This window comes from Saccharopolyspora erythraea, from assembly GCF_018141105.1.
GTDB classification, from domain to species: domain Bacteria; phylum Actinomycetota; class Actinomycetes; order Mycobacteriales; family Pseudonocardiaceae; genus Saccharopolyspora_D; species Saccharopolyspora_D erythraea_A.
Genome location: NZ_CP054839.1, coordinates 1,279,320 through 1,296,062, shown reverse-complemented (window position 1 = coordinate 1,296,062; position 16,743 = coordinate 1,279,320). Strand labels below are relative to the sequence as shown.

General features: G+C 72.9%; 20 protein-coding genes. 6 read left to right on the top strand and 14 right to left on the bottom strand.

What is annotated here, in order from left to right:
* Positions 1-197: 197 nt before the first annotated feature.
* The 6 genes from rdgB to HUO13_RS05950 all read right to left on the bottom strand — a co-directional run bounded on the left by rdgB (position 198) and on the right by HUO13_RS05950 (position 4,300).
* The gene (gene rdgB / locus HUO13_RS05975; protein WP_211900468.1) at positions 198-803 is read right to left on the bottom strand and encodes an RdgB/HAM1 family non-canonical purine NTP pyrophosphatase; all 606 of its coding nucleotides are present in this window, start codon (positions 801-803) and stop codon (positions 198-200) included.
* Positions 800-1,555: a ribonuclease PH gene (rph, locus tag HUO13_RS05970; RefSeq protein ID WP_211900467.1), complete on the bottom strand. Its 756-nt coding sequence runs from the start codon at positions 1,553-1,555 to the stop codon at positions 800-802. Before rph ends, rdgB begins: the two co-directional genes overlap by 4 nt.
* 66 nt (positions 1,556-1,621) lie before the next feature.
* The gene (locus HUO13_RS05965; RefSeq protein ID WP_211900466.1) at positions 1,622-2,041 is read right to left on the bottom strand and encodes an Imm1 family immunity protein; all 420 of its coding nucleotides are present in this window, start codon (positions 2,039-2,041) and stop codon (positions 1,622-1,624) included.
* Between the two features lie 50 nt (positions 2,042-2,091).
* The gene (locus HUO13_RS05960; protein ID WP_211900465.1) at positions 2,092-2,862 is read right to left on the bottom strand and encodes an MBL fold metallo-hydrolase; all 771 of its coding nucleotides are present in this window, start codon (positions 2,860-2,862) and stop codon (positions 2,092-2,094) included.
* The gene (gene murI / locus HUO13_RS05955) at positions 2,859-3,674 is read right to left on the bottom strand and encodes a glutamate racemase (RefSeq protein ID WP_211900464.1); all 816 of its coding nucleotides are present in this window, start codon (positions 3,672-3,674) and stop codon (positions 2,859-2,861) included. The genes HUO13_RS05960 and murI overlap by 4 nt, the downstream gene beginning before the upstream one ends.
* Complete coding sequence (locus tag HUO13_RS05950) at positions 3,671-4,300, bottom strand: rhomboid family intramembrane serine protease (protein ID WP_349253363.1); 630 nt, start codon at positions 4,298-4,300, stop codon at positions 3,671-3,673. The genes murI and HUO13_RS05950 overlap by 4 nt, the downstream gene beginning before the upstream one ends.
* A gap of 111 nt (positions 4,301-4,411) precedes the next feature.
* Here HUO13_RS05950 and HUO13_RS05945 point away from each other — a divergent pair, with 111 nt between their 5' ends.
* Positions 4,412-5,260, top strand: coding sequence for an SMP-30/gluconolactonase/LRE family protein (locus tag HUO13_RS05945; protein ID WP_211900463.1), 849 nt, complete (start codon positions 4,412-4,414; stop codon positions 5,258-5,260).
* A 92-nt stretch (positions 5,261-5,352) separates the two neighbouring features.
* Here the strand turns inward: HUO13_RS05945 and HUO13_RS05940 are convergent, their stop codons facing one another.
* The 7 genes from HUO13_RS05940 to HUO13_RS05910 form a co-directional block, all read right to left on the bottom strand.
* On the bottom strand, positions 5,353-6,303 hold the full coding sequence (locus tag HUO13_RS05940) for a PLP-dependent cysteine synthase family protein (protein ID WP_211900462.1): 951 nt from the start codon (positions 6,301-6,303) through the stop codon (positions 5,353-5,355).
* Positions 6,304-6,340: 37 nt separating this feature from the next.
* Positions 6,341-6,619 carry a MoaD/ThiS family protein gene (locus HUO13_RS05935; protein WP_211900461.1) on the bottom strand — a complete coding sequence of 93 codons (279 nt, stop codon included), beginning with the start codon at positions 6,617-6,619 and terminating at the stop codon, positions 6,341-6,343.
* 56 nt (positions 6,620-6,675) lie between these two features.
* Positions 6,676-7,119, bottom strand: coding sequence for a M67 family metallopeptidase (locus HUO13_RS05930; protein ID WP_349253362.1), 444 nt, complete (start codon positions 7,117-7,119; stop codon positions 6,676-6,678).
* A 92-nt stretch (positions 7,120-7,211) separates the two neighbouring features.
* Positions 7,212-8,246 (bottom strand): P1 family peptidase, encoded by a 1,035-nt coding sequence (locus HUO13_RS05925; RefSeq protein WP_211900459.1) that lies wholly within the window; start codon positions 8,244-8,246, stop codon positions 7,212-7,214.
* A gap of 50 nt (positions 8,247-8,296) precedes the next feature.
* Complete coding sequence (locus HUO13_RS05920; protein WP_211900458.1) at positions 8,297-8,860, bottom strand: DUF2017 domain-containing protein; 564 nt, start codon at positions 8,858-8,860, stop codon at positions 8,297-8,299.
* Between the two features lie 4 nt (positions 8,861-8,864).
* A complete protein-coding gene (gene clpS / locus HUO13_RS05915) occupies positions 8,865-9,158 on the bottom strand; it encodes an ATP-dependent Clp protease adapter ClpS (RefSeq protein WP_009945472.1) in 294 nt (97 codons plus the stop codon).
* Positions 9,159-9,244: 86 nt separating this feature from the next.
* Positions 9,245-10,414 (bottom strand): cytochrome P450, encoded by a 1,170-nt coding sequence (locus HUO13_RS05910; RefSeq protein ID WP_211900457.1) that lies wholly within the window; start codon positions 10,412-10,414, stop codon positions 9,245-9,247.
* 81 nt (positions 10,415-10,495) lie between these two features.
* Here HUO13_RS05910 and HUO13_RS05905 point away from each other — a divergent pair, with 81 nt between their 5' ends.
* The 5 genes from HUO13_RS05905 (at position 10,496) to HUO13_RS05885 (ending at position 16,079) form a co-directional block, all read left to right on the top strand.
* The gene (locus tag HUO13_RS05905) at positions 10,496-10,948 is read left to right on the top strand and encodes a MarR family winged helix-turn-helix transcriptional regulator (protein WP_211900456.1); all 453 of its coding nucleotides are present in this window, start codon (positions 10,496-10,498) and stop codon (positions 10,946-10,948) included.
* Between the two features lie 90 nt (positions 10,949-11,038).
* Positions 11,039-12,343, top strand: a complete 1,305-nt coding sequence (locus HUO13_RS05900) for a nicotinate phosphoribosyltransferase (protein WP_211900455.1) — start codon at positions 11,039-11,041, stop codon at positions 12,341-12,343.
* Between the two features lie 9 nt (positions 12,344-12,352).
* Positions 12,353-12,925 (top strand): nicotinamidase, encoded by a 573-nt coding sequence (locus HUO13_RS05895; RefSeq protein WP_211900454.1) that lies wholly within the window; start codon positions 12,353-12,355, stop codon positions 12,923-12,925.
* 63 nt (positions 12,926-12,988) lie between these two features.
* Positions 12,989-13,819, top strand: coding sequence for a maleylpyruvate isomerase family mycothiol-dependent enzyme (locus HUO13_RS05890; RefSeq protein ID WP_249124484.1), 831 nt, complete (start codon positions 12,989-12,991; stop codon positions 13,817-13,819).
* A 268-nt stretch (positions 13,820-14,087) separates the two neighbouring features.
* Positions 14,088-16,079: an ATP-dependent DNA helicase gene (locus HUO13_RS05885; protein WP_211902683.1), complete on the top strand. Its 1,992-nt coding sequence runs from the start codon at positions 14,088-14,090 to the stop codon at positions 16,077-16,079.
* 238 nt (positions 16,080-16,317) lie between these two features.
* On the opposite strand, the gene HUO13_RS05880 is transcribed toward HUO13_RS05885, so the two are convergent.
* The gene (locus HUO13_RS05880) at positions 16,318-16,737 is read right to left on the bottom strand and encodes a DUF3052 domain-containing protein (protein WP_211900453.1); all 420 of its coding nucleotides are present in this window, start codon (positions 16,735-16,737) and stop codon (positions 16,318-16,320) included.
* Between the last annotated feature and the right edge of the window lie 6 nt (positions 16,738-16,743).

Below are 16,743 nucleotides of genomic sequence, written 5' to 3'. Positions count from 1 at the left end.
CAGCCCGGGGCGGGCATCGTCACACCCGGTCGCCGAGCGTGGTTGTCCGGACACCGCGGGCTTCGGGATGATCGGTGGTGGTTCTGCGAGGGGGTTTCACTCACCGACGTGCCCGACGAACCGCACTTGTCGCCGCTCGCCGGTTCGGGCGTGGAGATCACTCTGGACCGGGTTCGCGAGGAAGGTCCGCGAGCGGACTAGCCCGCCAGCCCCCGCAGGTGCGGCAGCAGCAGGCGGAGTGCCCGGCCCCGGTGGGAGTCGGCGTCCTTCTCCTCCGGGGACAGCTCCGCCGAAGTCCGGGTCTCGCCCTCGGGCACGAAGATCGGGTCGTAGCCGAAGCCGTTGGTGCCGCGTTCCTCGCGGATGATGGTGCCGCGCCATTCGCCGCGCACCACGACCTCCTCGCCGCCGGGGAGGACCAGGGCGGCGGCGGAGACGAAAGCGGCGCCGCGCCGCTCGTCCGGCACGTCCTTGAGCTGGCCGAGCACCAGGTCCAGGTTGGCCTGGTCGTCTCCGTGCCCGCCGGACCAGCGGGCCGACAGCACGCCGGGCATGCCGTTGAGCGCGTCGACGGCGAGACCGGAGTCGTCGGCCACCGAAGGCAGCCCGGTGGCCTCGGCCGCGTCGGCGGCCTTGGCCAGCGCGTTGTCCTCGAAGGTCGCGCCGGTCTCGGGCGCCTCGGGGAACTCCGGGACCTCGTCGAGGCCGACGACCTCGACGCCGGTCACGCCCTCGGCTTCCAGGATCCGCCGCAGCTCCACCAGTTTCTTGGCGTTGCGGGTGGCCAGCAGGACGCGGCTCATGCCGCACCGCCGGGCAGCTCGCCGGGGTAGGGAGCCGCGAGCGCCTCGGCCTGGATGCGGGACAGCTCGGAGCAGCCCGCCAGCGCGAAGTCAATCATCTTGTCCATGGTGGACCGCGTGAAGGTGGCGCCCTCACCCGTGCCCTGCACCTCGACCAGGGTCCCGTGGTCGGTGGCGACCACGTTCATGTCGACCTCGGCCCGCGAGTCCTCCTCGTAGGGCAGGTCCAGCCGCACCCGGCCGTCGACGACGCCGACGCTGACGGCCGCGATCGAGCACGACAGCGGCTTGGGGTCGGTGAGCCTGCGCGCGGCGCTGAGCCAGGTGATCGCGTCGGCCAGCGCCACGTAGGCGCCGGTGATGGCCGCCGTGCGGGTGCCGCCGTCGGCCTGGATCACGTCGCAGTCCAGGGCGATGGTGTTCTCGCCCAGCGCGGCCAGGTCGATGCATGCGCGCAGCGACCGCCCGACCAGGCGGCTGATCTCGTGGGTGCGGCCGCCGATGCGGCCCTTGACCGACTCGCGGGTGCTGCGGGTGTTGGTCGACGACGGCAGCATCGCGTACTCCGCCGTGACCCAGCCCAGGCCGGAGCCGGCCCGCCAGCGCGGGACGCCCTCCTGGACGCTGGCCGCGCACAGCACGCGCGTCCGGCCGAACTCGACCAGCACCGACCCGGCAGGCCAGTCCTGGTATCCGCGGGTGATCCGCACTTCCCGGAGCGCGTCGTCGCTCCGCCCGTCAGCTCGTGCCACGACACCCACCCTAAGAGCACCGGACGCGACGCCGTGCGCAGCCCCCTCGGCGGCGGCCCCCGGGAGCTAGAGCTCGACCTCTCGCCAGGTCACGTTCTCCGGTCGCAGGCCGGTCGCCAGGAACTCCCGCAGCGCCGCGGCGAGCTGCTCGGTCGCGACGCCGCTGCCCGCCGGGAAGTCGGCGTCCTCGGCGCGCACCTCCGGCGACGCGGGGTCACCGGCCAGCACGGCGTAGTCGTGGTCGGCGTCGATGTAGCCGAGGTAGCCGTAGCCGCCCCGGACCGCGGCGACCACGTCGTGGTCGAGCATGCCGCCGGCGGTGTCGGCCAGCTTGCGCCCCTCGTGCCAGATGGTGGCGGGTCCGGCCGCCGGTTCGGCCAGCCGCCGGATGAGCTCGTCGACCTGGTCGGGCTCGTCGATGGTGAGCCCGTCCCCGGCGTTGGCGTCCTCGGCCGAGTCGATCGTCCACACCGCAGTGATCGTCATCGCGGTCCTCCCTGTCTCGCGGTGGAGGCTACGCCGCCGGCCGTAAGGGCTCAGACGGTGTATTCGCGTCCGGCCTCGACGAGCTCGATCGGGCCGTCGAACTCGGCCCGTGCCTCCGCCAGGATCACCGCCGGATCCGTCCACGGCTGCAGGTGGGTGAGCAGCAGCCTGCCGACCCCGCATCCCTTTGCCGCCTCGGCGGCCTGCCTGCCGGACAGGTGGATGCCGGGCGGCGCGTCCGGCGAGTCCGGCCAGGACGCCTCCGACAGCAGCACGTCGGCGCCCTGCGCCAGCTCGCCCAGCCCGTCGCACGGCCCGGTGTCGCCGGTGTAGGCCAGCACCCTGTCGCCGGCGGCGATCCGCAGGCCCCACCCCTCGCAGACGTGGTCGAGCGGCACGGCGTGGATCTCGAACGGCCCGATGCGGACCGGTTCGCCGGAGTGGGCCGAGAAGTCGTAGACGTCGGTGAGGTCGGTCTCGGCCAGCTCCCGCGCGCTCGGCGCGTACAGGGCGGCCAGCCTGCTCGGCGCCTCTGCCGGGGCGAACACCGGCAGCCTGCGCTCGGCGGTGTCGTACGGCTTGGCGGGGTGGTAGCGGCGGAAGACGGTCAGCGCGGCGATGTCCGCGCAGTGGTCGGGGTGCAGGTGGCTCAGCAGCACGGCGTCGAGGTCGAACGGGTCGAGGTGGCGCTGCAACGCGCCGAACGTGCCGTTGCCGAGGTCGAGCGCGATCCGGGTGTCACCGGACTCGAGCAGGTAGCCGGAGGCGGGGTTGCCGGGTGCGGGAACGCTTCCGGAACAACCCAGGATCGTCAGCTTCACGCCGACGAGCTTGACACGGTCAGGGGGTCGATCGCATCGGCCGCGAGGCTCGGACCGAGGAACCGCCGGGCGAGCTTGGCGAAGCTCTCACCCGAGCCCGTCGCACGGAACTCGTGGGAGGGATCGCCGTCGGCCTCGGCGAGCAGGTCGTGCTCGGTGAGCACTCGCAGGACGTCCTTGGCGGTCTCCTCGGCGCTGGAGACCAGCGTCACGTGGTCGCCCATCGCCAGTTGCAGCACCCCGGTCAGCAGCGGGTAGTGGGTGCAGCCCAGGACCAGGGTGTCGACGTCGGCCCGCTGCAACGGGTCCAGGTACGCCTGTGCGAGGCCGAGGACCTGCCTGCCGCTGGTGATGCCGCGCTCGACGAAGTCGGCGAAGCGCGGGCACGCCGCGGTGCTCAGCGTCACGTCCGGGGCGGCGGTGAACGCGTCGTCGTAGGCGCGGGAGGTGATGGTGGCCTGGGTGCCGATCACCCCGACCCGGCCGTTTCGCGTGGTGACCACCGCGCGGCGCACGGCGGGAAGCACGACCTCCACGACCGGGATGTCGTAGCGCTCGCGGGCGTCGCGCAGGCAGGCCGCCGACGCCGTGTTGCACGCGATCACCAGCATCTTCACGCCCTCGGCGACCAGCGAGTCGGTGATCGCCAGCGTGCGGGCCCGGATGTCGGCCAGCGGCCTCGGCCCGTACGGCGCGTTGGCGGTGTCCCCGACGTAGCGCAGCGCTTCGCCGGGCAGCTGGTCCATGACCGCGCGGGCCACGGTCAACCCGCCTACCCCGGAGTCGAAGATCCCGATCGGCGCGTGAGTCACCCGGCCAGTGTGCCAGGCGAAGTCGCAGGCCCGGGCTCGCGCCGTCCGCGGCGGGACATCAGCCACGCCGCCAGCAGACCGCCGAGCGCGCCGAACAGGTGGCCCTCCCAGGAGATCCCGGTCTGGCCCGGCAGCACGCCCCACAGCATGCCGCCCCAGTAGAAGAAGAGCAGCAGCGCCACGAACATCTGCCCGTAGCTGCGCAGGAAGAACCCGCGCACCAGCAGGAAGACCAGCCAGCCGAACGCCACACCGGACGCACCGATGTGGGTGCCGTCCGCCCCGACCAGCCACGTGCCGAGGCCGCCGACGATCCAGACCGTCGCAGTGACGGCGACGAACAGCCGCGGTCCGCCCGACATCGCCAGCCAGCCCAGCACCAGCAGCGGCAGCGAGTTGGCGATGAGGTGGCTCCAGTCGCTGTGCAGCAGCGGGGCCCACAGGATCCCGTCGAGGCCGTCGACGCTGCGCGGCAGGATGCCGTTGGCCTCCAGGTCGGCAGGCAGCGCCAGATCGACCAGCTCGATGGCCCACAGCGCGGCCACCATCACGCACATCAGCACCGCCGCGCGGGCGGGATTCGGCGGGATCACCCGCACTCGGCGGCGATCGGGCGCAGTGTTCACACCATCGAGGCTACGGGAAGATCGGGCCCGCGGGGTCGGGGATGACCCTGACGTCCCTGGGCACCGCGATAGGGTTCGGCCGTCGTTCGGGGGATCAGTCGGAAGGTGGCAGTGTCCGCGCAAGCACAACCGGAGGTCGCCGTGCCGGCGGCGGCCCGCTACGGATACGCGCCCGTGTGGGACACCGGTACCGACAGCCTGCTGTGGGTCGACGTGCCTGCCCGCACCGTGCACCGCATGACCGTGGACCACGTGAACCACAGCATGGAGGCCCCGCAGGCGGTCAGCTCGGCGCGACCGCGCAGCCGCGGCGGTCTCGTGCTGCACCTGGCCGAGGGCGTCGCGCTGTTCGACGCCGACGGCGAGCACCGCGTCTGGCTCGTCTACTGGGCGCGCGACGGGGTGCGCGGCGGCGCGACCGCGATCGACCGCAAGGGCCGGCTGTGGGCGAGCACCGTCCGGGAGGACGAGAGCGGCGACGGCTGGCTCGCGCGGATCACCGACGACGGTGCCGCGACGATCGCGCTCGACGGGCTCGCGGCGGCCGGCGGCGTCGGCTGGAGCCCCGACGACGCGCGGATGTACTTCGCCGACAGCGCCACCGGACGCGTTGACGTGCTCGACTTCGACGTGGCGGCGGGCACCGCGGTGGGCCGCAGGCCGCTGTGCGAGGTAGGCGGCGAACCGGCCGGGCTGTGCGTCGACGCCGACGGATGCGTTTGGGTCGCGGTGCGCGACGCTGCGCAGATCCGCCGCTACACGCCCGAAGGCGAGCTGGACCGCTCCGTCGAGCTGCCGGTGCGGCGTCCGACCGACTGCTGCTTCGGGGGTTCGGACCTCACCGACCTGTACGTGACCTCGGCGCGCGACGGCGTCTCCGATCCGGGCGACACCGACGGTGCGGTGCTGGTGGTCCCCGGGATCGGCACCGGACTCCGCACTCCCGCCTTCACCGGCTGACGCCAGGAAAACCCGCCGCGAAAGCGAAACCGCCCGGCACGTACCCCGTGGGGCAACGTGCCGGGCGGCTCGATGACTGCGGATGCGGGGCGTCAGGCCCAGAGCTGGCCGTCGAGGCGGGCGGCGGCCTCGTCCAGCGTGCCACCGTAGGCCCCGGTGGACAGGTATTTCCAGCCCGCGTCTGCCACCACGAACACGATGTCGGCGGACTCCCCCGCCGTCGCGGCCTTCTCGGCGATCGTCAGCGCGGCGTGCAGCACGCCGCCGGTGGAGATGCCCGCGAAGATGCCCTCGTTCTCGAGCAACTGGCGGGTGCGGCGCAGCGCGTCGTAGGAACCGACGGAGAACCGGCGGGTCAGCACGTCCGGGTCGTAGAGCTCGGGCACGAAGCCCTCATCGAGGTTGCGCAGCCCGTAGACCAGCTCGCCGTAGCGGGGCTCGGCGGCCACCACTTGCACGCCGGGCTTCTGCTCCCGCAGGTAGCGGCCGACTCCGACGAGCGTGCCGGTGGTGCCGAGCCCGGCGACGAAGTGCGTGACGCTGGGCAGGTCGCGCAGGATCTCCGGCCCGGTCGTCCGGTAGTGCGCGTCGGCGTTGGCGGGGTTGCCGTACTGGTAGAGCATCACCCAGTCCGGGTTCTGCTCCGCCAGCTCCTTGGCCACCGCCACCGCCTGGTTCGAACCGCCCGCCGCAGGCGACGAGACGATGCGCGCACCGAACGCCTGCAGCAGCTGCCTCCGTTCCTCGGAGGTGTTCTCCGGCATCACGCAGACCAGGCCGTAGCCCTTGAGCTTGGCGGCCATGGCCAGCGAGATGCCGGTGTTGCCCGAGGTCGGCTCCAGGATCGTGCACCCGTGGGTGAGCCTGCCCTCCTTCTCGGCGGCCTCGATCATCGCCAGCGCGGGCCGGTCCTTGATCGAACCGGTCGGGTTGCGATCCTCCAGCTTCGCCCAGAGCCGGACGTCGGCCGCGGGCGACAGGTGGGGCAGCCCCACCAGCGGCGTGTCGCCGAGCGCATCCAGCAACGAGTCGTAGCGGGCCACGATCAGCTCCTTACTCGGGCCACTTCCGGCGAGGTCGTCAGCGCATCCCGCCGGCGACCGCGGGCAGGATCGTCACGCTGTCCCCATCGGCGACCTTGGCCTCCAGGCCACCCGCGAAGCGCACGTCCTCGTCGTTGACGTAGACGTTGACGAACCGGTGCAGCTTGCCCTCCTTGACCAGCCGGTCCTTGAGGCCGTCGTGCCTGCTGTCCAGGTCGCTGATGACCTCGGCGACGGTGCTGCCGCTGGCCTCGACGGCCTTCTGACCACCGGTGTGGGTGCGCAGGATGGTCGGGATGGAAACGTTGACTGCCATGGGGGCCTCCTGTCCGCTCAGGACTTCTTGAAGTTGACGGGTCACGACCGGCGCGGTCACTGTCCTGCCGCGCCGGCTCCGGTCGGCTCGTAGGCCTCGACGACCTCGACCGGCTCCTCGGTCACCACACCGTCGAGGATCCGGTACGAACGCAGCTCGTGGACCTCCGGGTCCCGGGTGGACACGAGCACGTAATGGGCGTTGGGCTCCGACGCGTAGGAGATGTCCGTCCGCGACGGGTACGCCTCGGTCGCGGTGTGGGAGTGGTAGATGACCACGGGTTCCTCGTCCGCGGCGTCCATCTCCCGCCACACCTTCAGCTGCTCGGCCGAGTCGAAGCGGTAGAAGGTCGGGGAACGCTCGGCGTTGACCATTTCGACCAACCGGAGCGGTCGGTCCGACCCTTCCGGGCCGGCAATGACACCGCACGCTTCGTCGGGGTGGTCCCGTCGGGCATGCGCGACCATCGCCTCGACGAGGTCGCGTCGGATCACCAGCACAAACACCATCCTAATGGCCGCCACACCGGGGTCCCACGATGTGAAATCCCGGTTACGCCTGTTCAACCGGCGCAACGTGCTCAGACCATGGTTCATTCCCGCGCGGAGGGATAGCGGATCGTGTAAGAGGTCACCTCGCCGACCGGCTCGGCGGCCAGCACCGCGCGCCCGATCGCGACCGCGACGACGTGCGCCGCGGCGGAGCAGATCGCGTCGAGGGCGGGCGCCCAGCTCGGTTCGCCCGCCTCGGGCAACCCGTCGCGCGCGCCCGTGGCCAGGGCGAACACGGTGTCGCCGTCGAACATGCCGTGCGCGGGCCGCACGGCGCGGGCGATGCCGTCGTGGGCGGCCACCGCCACCCGGTGGCACTCGGCCTTGGTCAGCCGCCGGTCGGCCGCGACCACACCGATCGTGGTGTTGAGCGGGCGGCCGGTTGGCCCGTGGCGCCCGCGTCTGCCGCCCGCCGGGAGGCCGCCCTCGACCTCGGCGGGGTCGGGAGCGCGCAGCCCGGGAACCGGGTACCAGGGCAGCCCGGTCGAGGGGTCGACGACCTCGCCCGCGGAGTTGACCGCCATCAGCGCCCCGACCGTCGTGCCGTCGCCGAGGACCGCGCTCGCGGTGCCGATGCCGCCCTTGAGGCTGCCCGCGACGGCCCCCGTGCCCGCCCCGACGTTGCCCTCGCGGGTGTCGGTGCGGTCGGCCGAGACCGCGGCCCGGTAGCCGAACTCGGCGTCCGGCCGGTTGCCCCAGTCACCCATCGGGAGGTCGAACAGCACGGCGGCGGGCACGATCGGCACCACTTCCTCCGGCCGCTGCCCGACCTGGAAGCCGTGACCGCACTCGGCGAGCCTGCGCATCACGCCGTCGGCGGCGGCCAGGCCGTAGGCGCTGCCGCCGGTCAGCACGATCGCGTGCGCCTGCTGGACCAGGTGGGTCGGGTGCAGGGTGTCGGTCTCGCGGGTGCCCGGCCCGCCACCGCGCACGTCGACCGCGGCGGTCGCGCCCTCCGGGACGGCGACGACGCTGACCCCGGTCGCCCAGTGCTCGTCGAGCCGCTGGTCGTGGCCGACCAGCACGCCCTCGACGTCGACGATCCCGCCGCGTTCGCCCGGTCGCAGCCCGGCCATCCCACCTCGCTCGTCCGCCGTGGTCACATGCGCGTCATCCGGCGCGTCGGTCAGGACATCACGGCATCGACCAGGCTGTCCTGCACCCAGGTCAGCCACTGGTACACGCCGAGGTGCTCGCGCCGCAGGTCGTCCTCGGGCAGGTCGTCGGGCATCTCGTCGTCGACGTCGAGCGCGGTGCCCAGCGCGAGCCGCACGTCGTTGAGCGCCGCGAGCCAGCCGTCGGCCTGCTCACCGGTCAGCTCGACGCGCCCGCCCTCGCGGGGGCAGGTCTCCAGCACCAGCTCGGCCGCGCCGGTCTTGCGGTCCAGCAGCTCCGGCTCGTGCAGCGAGCGCATCGCGCCCGCGGCGTCGGCGTCCTCGGCGTCGCTCTCACCCGTCTCCGGGTCGCTCCGGTAGAAGTCGGGGAGCAGCCGCCCGAGCACCCGGTCCTGCGGCGGGGTGGTGGGGCCGGTCCGGATGCCGGTCAGCTCGGAGAGCTCGTCCTGCGGCGCCTCGTCGGCGCGGGCGGAGAGCATGTCCTTGATCTGGCCCACCAGCCCGCGGACCACGGCGGCCTCCTGCTGGGAGAACTCGGCCACCACGTGGCCGTTCTTGCGCGTCCAGCCGTTCACGTGATCAGGAGTCCTTCTGCATCGTCGCCCAGAGGCCGGCGGCGTGCAGCTTCGCCACGTCGCCCTCGACCTTCTCCTTCGACCCGGAGGACACCGCCGCACGTCCCTTGTGGTGCACGTCCAGCATCAGCTTCGTCGCGTGGTCCTTGCTGTAGCCGAAGATCTTCTGCAGGACGTAGGTCACGTAGGACATCAGGTTGACCGGGTCGTTCCAGACCACGGTCACCCACGGCTTGTCCTCGGTTCCGAGTTCCCCCGGATCGAGTTGCGCACGCTCCAGTTCGGTGGGCGAGGTCATGCCCCCCATGTTCGCACGCGTGTGTGCGCGCGTCGGCCGGGCACGTGCAACACGAACAGCGACCGGACGTTTCCGCCGCGTCACCGTCACCACACCACGTCGAGGCGCTTCGGGCCGTCGTCGACGGGGTGCCCGGTCCACTCCACGTCGTCAGCAGGACCGGCCAGGCGCAGGCGCGGCAACCTCTCGGCGAGAGCGCCCAGCGCCGCCCGCAGCTCGAGCCGGGCGAGCGCGGCGCCGAGGCAGTGGTGCGGCCCGTACCCGAAGGCGAGGTGCCGGTTGCCGCCGCGATCGGGGTCGAAGCGCTCCGGATGCTCGAAGCGACCGGCGTCGCGGTTGGCGGCTTCCAGGCGGGGCAGCACGAGGTCGCCGGCCGCGATGTGCCTGCCGTGCGGTTCGACGTCCCGGTGCGCGAAGCGGGGCATCGCCTCGCCGGTGCGACCGGACTGCATGCGCAGCACCTCCTCCACCGTCGAGTCGAGGGGTTCGGCCGAGCCGGCCAGGCCGCCGGAAAGCCGCATGACACCCACGGAGATGGCGTTGGCCGTGGTCAGGTGGCCGGCCATCAGCAGGGTGGCCGACATCGTGACCAGCTCGTCGTCGGACAACGCGCCGTCGTCGGCGTCGTGGACCGAGATCAGCGCGCTGAGCAGGTCCGGCCCCGGGTCCGCCCGCTTGGCGGTGACCAGCTCGGCGATCTCGCCGGTCAGGCGCCCCCACACCTCGGCCGACTTCTCCAGGTCGGCCTCGCCCGCGTACGGGACGACGAGGTCGACCGCGACGTCGGCCCACGCCCGGAACCGTTCGCGGTCCCCTGGGGCCACGCCGAGCAGCTCGCAGATGACCGTCAGCGGCAGCGGGCGGGCCACGGCGGCCACGAGGTCGGCGGGCGGCCCGGCAGCGGCCATCTCCCCCACCAAGTCCGACGCCAGCTCCTCGACCCGTGGCCGCAACCGCTCGACGTGCCGCGGGGTGAACGCGCGGGCGACCAGGCGGCGCAGCCGGGTGTGGGACGGCCCGTCCTGGAACAGCGAGTCGTTGCCCTCGCCACCGGAACCCGGCGGCGCCAGCCCGAACCCCGGGTCGGACAGGACGAACAGGACGTCGTCGTAGCGGGTGACGAGCCACGCGCGGTGTCCGCCGGGCAGTTCGACCTCGCTCAGCGGCTCCTCCGTCCGCAGGCGGGCGTACTCGGCAGGCGCCTCCAGCGCGGTCGGCCGGGCGAACGGGAAGTCGTGGCTCGTGGTCGCCGACATGGTGTTCCTCTCGTCCGGGAGCGGTAAGCTACGCCGTGAACGTACTACATAGTGAACTATATACATCAATTTCCCGGATGGATGATGTCTGCGAACGAAGCGGCACTGGGACGACTGCAGGAACTCGTCGTGGTGCTGAGCGAGGACATGGAACAGGGACTGGCGGCGCTGGGGCTGACGCGCTCGCGCGCCCACGTGCTGTGGGAGCTGCACCGGTGCGGCCCGGTCACGCAGCGGACCCTCAGCGACGCGCTGCGGGTCACGCCGCGCAACGTCACCGGACTCGTCGACGCGCTGGTTGACGGCGGGTTCGTGTCCCGCGAGCCACACCCCACCGACCGCCGCGCCACCCTGATCACCCTCACCGGGAGCGGCGCCGAGACCGCCGCCGCGATGGCCGCGGGGCAGCGGGACCTGGCCGACCAGCTGTTCGGGAGCCTCCCGCCCGGTGGTGTGGAGGAGTTCACCGCGACTCTGGATCACCTGCTCGCCCAGATCCGCAGCCAGCAGGGCGCCGGCGGTGCCCAGCGCTGACCACACCAGGCCACGGCCGCCCCCGAGAGCACGGCCCGGCCCGGTGAACGCCGGAGGGCCACCGATCTCGCACCACGTAATCTCGGGCCCATGACGGCGGCAAGCACACCCGCAGCGAGCACCGCGCTGCTCACCGACCAGTACGAGCTGACCATGCTCGCCAGCGCCCTGCGCGACGGCACCGCGGACCGCCAGTGCGCCTTCGAGGTGTTCACCCGGCGGCTGCCCGACGGCAGGCGCTACGGCGTCGTTGGCGGTCTCGACCGGGTGCTGGAGGCGGTCGAGAACTTCCGGTTCGGCGAGGCCGAGCTCGAACAGCTCGCCAGTGCTGGGGTCGTGGGCGACAGCACGCTGGAGTGGCTGGCCGACTACCGGTTCCGGGGCGACGTCGACGGCTACCCCGAGGGCGAGGTGTACTTCCCCGGCTCCCCGCTGCTGAGCGTGCGCGGCACCTTCGCCGAGGCCGTGGTCCTGGAGACGGTGGTCCTGTCGATCCTCAACCACGACAGCGCGATCGCCGCCGCCGCGGCCCGCATGGTCTCGGCGGCCAACGGGCGCCGCATGATCGAGATGGGTTCGCGCCGCACGCACGAGGAGTCCGCGGTGGCCTCCGCGCGGGCCGCCTACCTGGCGGGATTCACCGCGACGTCGAACCTGGAGGCCGGCCGCCGCTACGGCATCCCGACGGCGGGAACCGCCGCGCACGCTTTCACCCTGCTGCACGACACCGAGCGCGCCGCCTTCGAGTCGCAGGTCGCGATGCTGGGCCCCGGCACGACGCTGCTGGTCGACACCTACGACATCACCAACGGCATCGCGCTGGCGATCGAGGTGGCAGGCACCGGCCTCGGGGCGGTCCGGATCGACTCCGGTGACGTCGGCGTGCTGGCCAGGCGGGCGCGCGAGCAGCTCGACTCGCTCGGCGCGTTCGAGACCAAGATCGTGGTCTCCGGCGACCTCGACGAGCACGCCATCGCCGGGCTGCGCGCCGAGCCGGTCGACGGCTACGGCGTCGGCACCTCGCTGGTCACCGGCTCCGGGGCGCCCACGTCGGAGATGGTCTACAAGCTGGTCGAGGTCGACGGCAGGCCGGTGGCCAAGCGCAGCACGCACAAGACCTCGCGCGGCGGCCGCAAGATCGCCGTGCGCAGGCACAAGCCCACCGGCACCGCCGTGGAGGAGGCCGTCTACCCGGCAACCGCCGGACCGGAGCTGGGAGCGCACGACAGGTTCCTGCAGATCCCCTTGCTCAGGGGCGGCAAGCGGGTAGATGATCTCCCCTCGCTGGAGGACAATCGGCAACGGCTGAAGGACGCGTTGGTCAGCCTGCCGTGGGAGGGACTGAAGCTGTCCCACGGCGAGCCCGCGATCCCGACGGTGTTCCCGGAGCAGTAGGAGCCGGCCATGGCCAAGGCACTGATCGTCGTCGACGTGCAGATCGACTTCTGCGAGGGCGGCGCGCTGGCGGTCCCGGGCGGGGCCGCGGTGGTCGCGGCCATCTCGAACTTCGCCGTCGGGTCCGGCCACGACCACGTCGTGGCCACCCGCGACTACCACATCGACCCGGGCGCGCACTTCAGCGACGAGCCGGACTTCGTCCGCTCGTGGCCGGTGCACTGCGTCGCCGGGACGCCGGGTGCGGCCTTCCACCCGGACCTGGAGGTCGGGCCGGTCGAGGCCGTGTTCTCCAAGGGCCAGTACAGCGACGGCTACTCCGGTTTCGAGGGCACCGACCACCAGAGCCGGGCCCTGGTGGAGTGGCTGCGCGAGCGCGGCGTCGACCAGGTCGACGTCGTCGGCATCGCCACCGACCACTGCGTGCGGGCGACGGCGCTGGACGCCGTGGAGGCCGGCATCGCCACGACCGTGCTGCTCGACCTGACCGCGGGCGTTTCGCGGCCGACGGTGGACGCCGCGCTGGAGGACCTGCGCGCCGCGGGCGTGCGGCTGGTGGGCGAGCCCGTCGTGGCCGCCTGAGCGGCCCCCATTGCGAGCTGCGCGGGAGCCCGGAACCAGCGCGGCGATCGTGATCGTTCCGTTATGCCGGACGGGTGGCCGCTGGGCATGCTGGGAAAGATGTCGAGCCCCACCACGGCCGATATGGCCGAAGCCGTGTCCCGGTCGGCGGAGCGGTTCCTGCGCCTCGTGCGCTCGGCCCCCGATCCGGACCTGCCGATCCCGGCGACTCCGGGCTGGTCGCTGACCGACGTCGTCGGCCACCTCGCGATGGAGCCGCCGCGCTACGAGGACCTGGCCCGCGGTGGCGACGACTGGGTCCGCACCGCGGCCGAGCTGCCCGAATACAACGCGCGGCAGGTCCGCGAGCTGCCGACCCGCGACCTGCAAGAACTGAGCGCGCTGCTGCGGCGGGGTGTCGGATCGCTGGTGGCCACCGTGCTGGAGTTCGGCGCCGACCAGCCGGACATGCGGTTCGACGGCGGCGCAAAGCTGCCCGCCGACCGGGCGCTGGGCACGCTCATCGCCGAGTACCTGGTGCACGGCTGGGACATCGCCGCCGCCATGGGACGCCGCTGGCCGATCGACGCGGCCGACGTGTCGCGTGTGATGGAGGCGCTGGTCCACATCGCACCCGGCTGGGTCGACCCGGGCGACACCCACACGGCGAACTACGAGCTGCGCCTGCGCGGGCAGCGGCGCTACTACTTCGAGTTCCGATCCGGCGCGCTCACCGTCACCACCACTCCACCGGATCGGGTGGATCTGCGGATCAGCGCGCATCCGGAAAGCTTCCTGCTGGTCAACTACGGCCGGCGCAGCCCGGTGCGGGAGAGCGTGTCCGGCCGCGTCGTGGCGTGGGGCCGCAAACCCTGGCTCGCGGCGGCGTTCAACCGCCGGTTCCTGAGCCCCTGACGTTCCACATCCCGCCCCGCGGTCACCCGGTCCGGTCCCGTCGTGGCGCGGACTGGCCGGTCAGGGGCGAGCGGTACCGTCTGAAGGCGTGCCAGCCTCCGTCCCGCAGCGCGGATCCGTCCCGCGCTGGTCCGACCCGAACGCCTTCGATCCCGACGAGCACGACGAGCTCCCACCCGAGATCGCCGCCGATGTCGCGGAGCCGTCCACTGAGGTCAGGAGGTCGTCCGGGCACCGCGGCGGGGGTGTTCCGAGCCTGCGCGCCCTGATGGAGATCGCCGTCGCGGCCGTCGGCGGAACCGAGCGGGCGGGTCAGTCGCAGATGGCCGAAGCGGTCGAGCACTCGATCCGCTCCGGTGAGCACCTGGCCGTGCAGGCCGGCACCGGCACCGGCAAGTCGCTGGCCTACCTGGTCCCCGCGATCCGCCACGCCGTCGCGGAGGAGACCACCGTCATCGTCTCGACCGCGACGATCGCGCTGCAACGCCAGCTCGTCGACCGCGACCTGCCGCGGCTGGCCGCCGCGCTGACCGACGCGCTGGGACGTCCGCCGAAGTTCGCGATCCTCAAGGGCCGCCGCAACTACCTGTGCCTCAACCGCATCGACGGCGGCGCCCCCGAGGAGCCCGACGAGGGCGCGCTGTTCGACCCGTTCGCGGCCTCGGCACTGGAACGCCAGGTCAAGCGGCTGCGAGAGTGGTCGTCGGAGACCGAGACCGGCGACCGCGACGAGCTCGTGCCCGGCGTCACCGACCAGGCGTGGCGGCAGGTCTCGGTGACGGCGAAGGAGTGCCTCGGCGCTCACCGCTGCCCGGTCGGCACCGACTGCTTCGCCGAGCGCGCCCGCGCCGAGGCGGGGCGGGCCGACGTCGTGGTCACCAACCACGCGCTGCTGGCCATCGACGCCCTCGACGACCGCCCGATCCTGCCCGAGCACGACGTGGTGATGGTCGACGAGGCGCACGACCTGGTCGACCGGGTGACCTCGGCGGCGACCGGGGAGCTGACCGCGGGCGCGGTGAAGCTGGCCGCGCGGCGCTGCGGGCGTGCCATCGACCAGGAGATCGCCGACCGGCTCGACGAGGCGGGCGAAGGGCTCGACGTGGTGCTCCAGGACGCCGAACCGCGCCGCCTGGAGGAGCTGCCCCGCGACCTCGGCGGCGCGCTGGCCGCGACCCGGGACGCGGCGGCGGCGTGCGTGACCGCGCTCGGGCCCGAGCGCAAGGAGGACGTCGAGGGCAGCACGGCCCGCAAGCTGGCCCTCGCACTCACCGAGGATGTGCACGACACGGCCGTCCGGGTACTGGAAGCCTTCGACGAGGAGGACGACCGGCGGCGCGACGTGGTGTGGATCTCCGCCGACCCCAACCGGCCGCCGACCGTCCGGGTCGCGCCCCTGGGCGTCGGCGGGCTGCTGCGGGAGCGGCTGTTCGGCCAGCGCACGACGGTGCTGACCTCGGCGACGCTCGCGCTCGGCGGTTCCTTCGACACGCTGGCAAGGCAGTGGGGGCTGCCGCCGGAGCAGCGGGCCCGCAAGGCTGAAGGGGCGGCCACCGACAAGGAGGTGCCGTCGGACGCAGGCGGACCGAAGTGGACCGGGCTCGACGTGGGGTCGCCCTTCGAGCACCAGCGCAGCGGCATCCTCTACATCGCGCGCCACCTGCCGCAGCCCGGCCGCGACGGGCTGCCGCCGCAGTACCTGGACGAGCTGACCGAGCTGGTGCGGGCCGCGGGAGGCCGGACGCTCGGGCTGTTCTCGTCGATGCGCGCCGCGCGGCAGGCGTCGGAGGAGCTGCGGCAGCGGCTGGACACTCCGGTGCTGTGCCAGGGCGAGGACTCCACGGCGCTGCTGGTCACCAAGTTCGCCGAGGACCCGCGGACCTCGCTGTTCGGCACGCTGTCGCTGTGGCAGGGCGTGGACGTGCCCGGGCAGTCGCTGCAACTTGTCGTGATGGACCGCATCCCGTTCCCGCGCCCGGACGACCCGCTGGCGTCGGCGCGGCAGAAGGCGGTGTCCGAACACGGCGGCAACGGGTTCCTCACTATCGCGGGCACGCACGCCGCGCTGCTGCTCGCCCAGGGTGCGGGACGGCTGCTGCGGTCGATCGACGACCGCGGCGTGATCGCGGTGCTCGACCCGCGGCTGGCGACCGCCCGCTACGGCGGCTTCCTGCGCGCGTCCCTCCCGCCGTTCTGGACCACGCACGACCCGGAGGTCGTCCGGGGCGCGCTGCGCCGCCTGGATGCCTCCGCTTCGTGACCCGCGCGCGGCGAGCGTCCGTGGCAGCGGGGCGGTAGTGGCCTGCAGAGGCGGGGGCTCTTGGCGGGGCTGGAGTGGTGTCGCGGAGTGGCCGTGGCGAGGCCGGTGGTCCCGCTGAGGCGTCGCCTCACCGCCTCGCGCCAGAAGGCCGGGTTCTCCGCGGCGCGGTCGGCGCGGTCAGACGTGGACCTTCAAGCCGCTGCCCGGAGGACCGCACCGGCTAGCCGCTTCTGGGCGGCTACCAGCGGGACGGTGGCGCGACCAGGCGGGAGCCGGTCCAGCCGTCGACGGGGCTGGTGGTCTGGTCATGGACCAGTCCAGCGACCACCGCGCTCTCCCCGATGTCGGCGGGTTCGACGTACCCGGCGCGTCCGTCCGCGGGGGTCAGCACCCAGATGACCGCGGCTTCGCCGAGCTGGGACCGGGCGTCCACCAGCGCGTCGACGAGGTCGCCGTCGTCCTCCCGGAACCACAGCACGGCGGCGTCGGCGGTGTCCTCGGTCTCGTCCAGCACCACGTCCTCACCGGTGACCTCCTCGACCGCCACGCGCAGCGCCGGGTCCGCGTCGTCGTCGAACCCGATCTCCAGCACCACCTGCCCGGGCTCGAAGCCCAACCGGACCGCCGGTTCGATCTGCTGGTCCTGCTTCGCCGTCACCGCAGT

Coding starts and splice junctions, on each gene's coding strand:
- HUO13_RS05925 (WP_211900459.1), bottom strand. CDS start 8,246: ATGGCCGGGCTGCGACCGGGCGAACGCGGCGGGATCGTCGACGTCGAG.
- HUO13_RS05965 (WP_211900466.1), bottom strand. CDS start 2,041: ATGACGATCACTGCGGTGTGGACGATCGACTCGGCCGAGGACGCCAAC.
- HUO13_RS05900 (WP_211900455.1), top strand. CDS start 11,039: ATGACGGCGGCAAGCACACCCGCAGCGAGCACCGCGCTGCTCACCGAC.
- HUO13_RS05935 (WP_211900461.1), bottom strand. CDS start 6,619: ATGGCAGTCAACGTTTCCATCCCGACCATCCTGCGCACCCACACCGGT.
- HUO13_RS05885 (WP_211902683.1), top strand. CDS start 14,088: ATGGAGATCGCCGTCGCGGCCGTCGGCGGAACCGAGCGGGCGGGTCAG.
- HUO13_RS05905 (WP_211900456.1), top strand. CDS start 10,496: ATGATGTCTGCGAACGAAGCGGCACTGGGACGACTGCAGGAACTCGTC.
- HUO13_RS05895 (WP_211900454.1), top strand. CDS start 12,353: ATGGCCAAGGCACTGATCGTCGTCGACGTGCAGATCGACTTCTGCGAG.
- rdgB (WP_211900468.1), bottom strand. CDS start 803: ATGAGCCGCGTCCTGCTGGCCACCCGCAACGCCAAGAAACTGGTGGAG.
- HUO13_RS05910 (WP_211900457.1), bottom strand. CDS start 10,414: ATGTCGGCGACCACGAGCCACGACTTCCCGTTCGCCCGGCCGACCGCG.
- HUO13_RS05890 (WP_249124484.1), top strand. CDS start 12,989: ATGCCGGACGGGTGGCCGCTGGGCATGCTGGGAAAGATGTCGAGCCCC.
- clpS (WP_009945472.1), bottom strand. CDS start 9,158: ATGACCTCGCCCACCGAACTGGAGCGTGCGCAACTCGATCCGGGGGAA.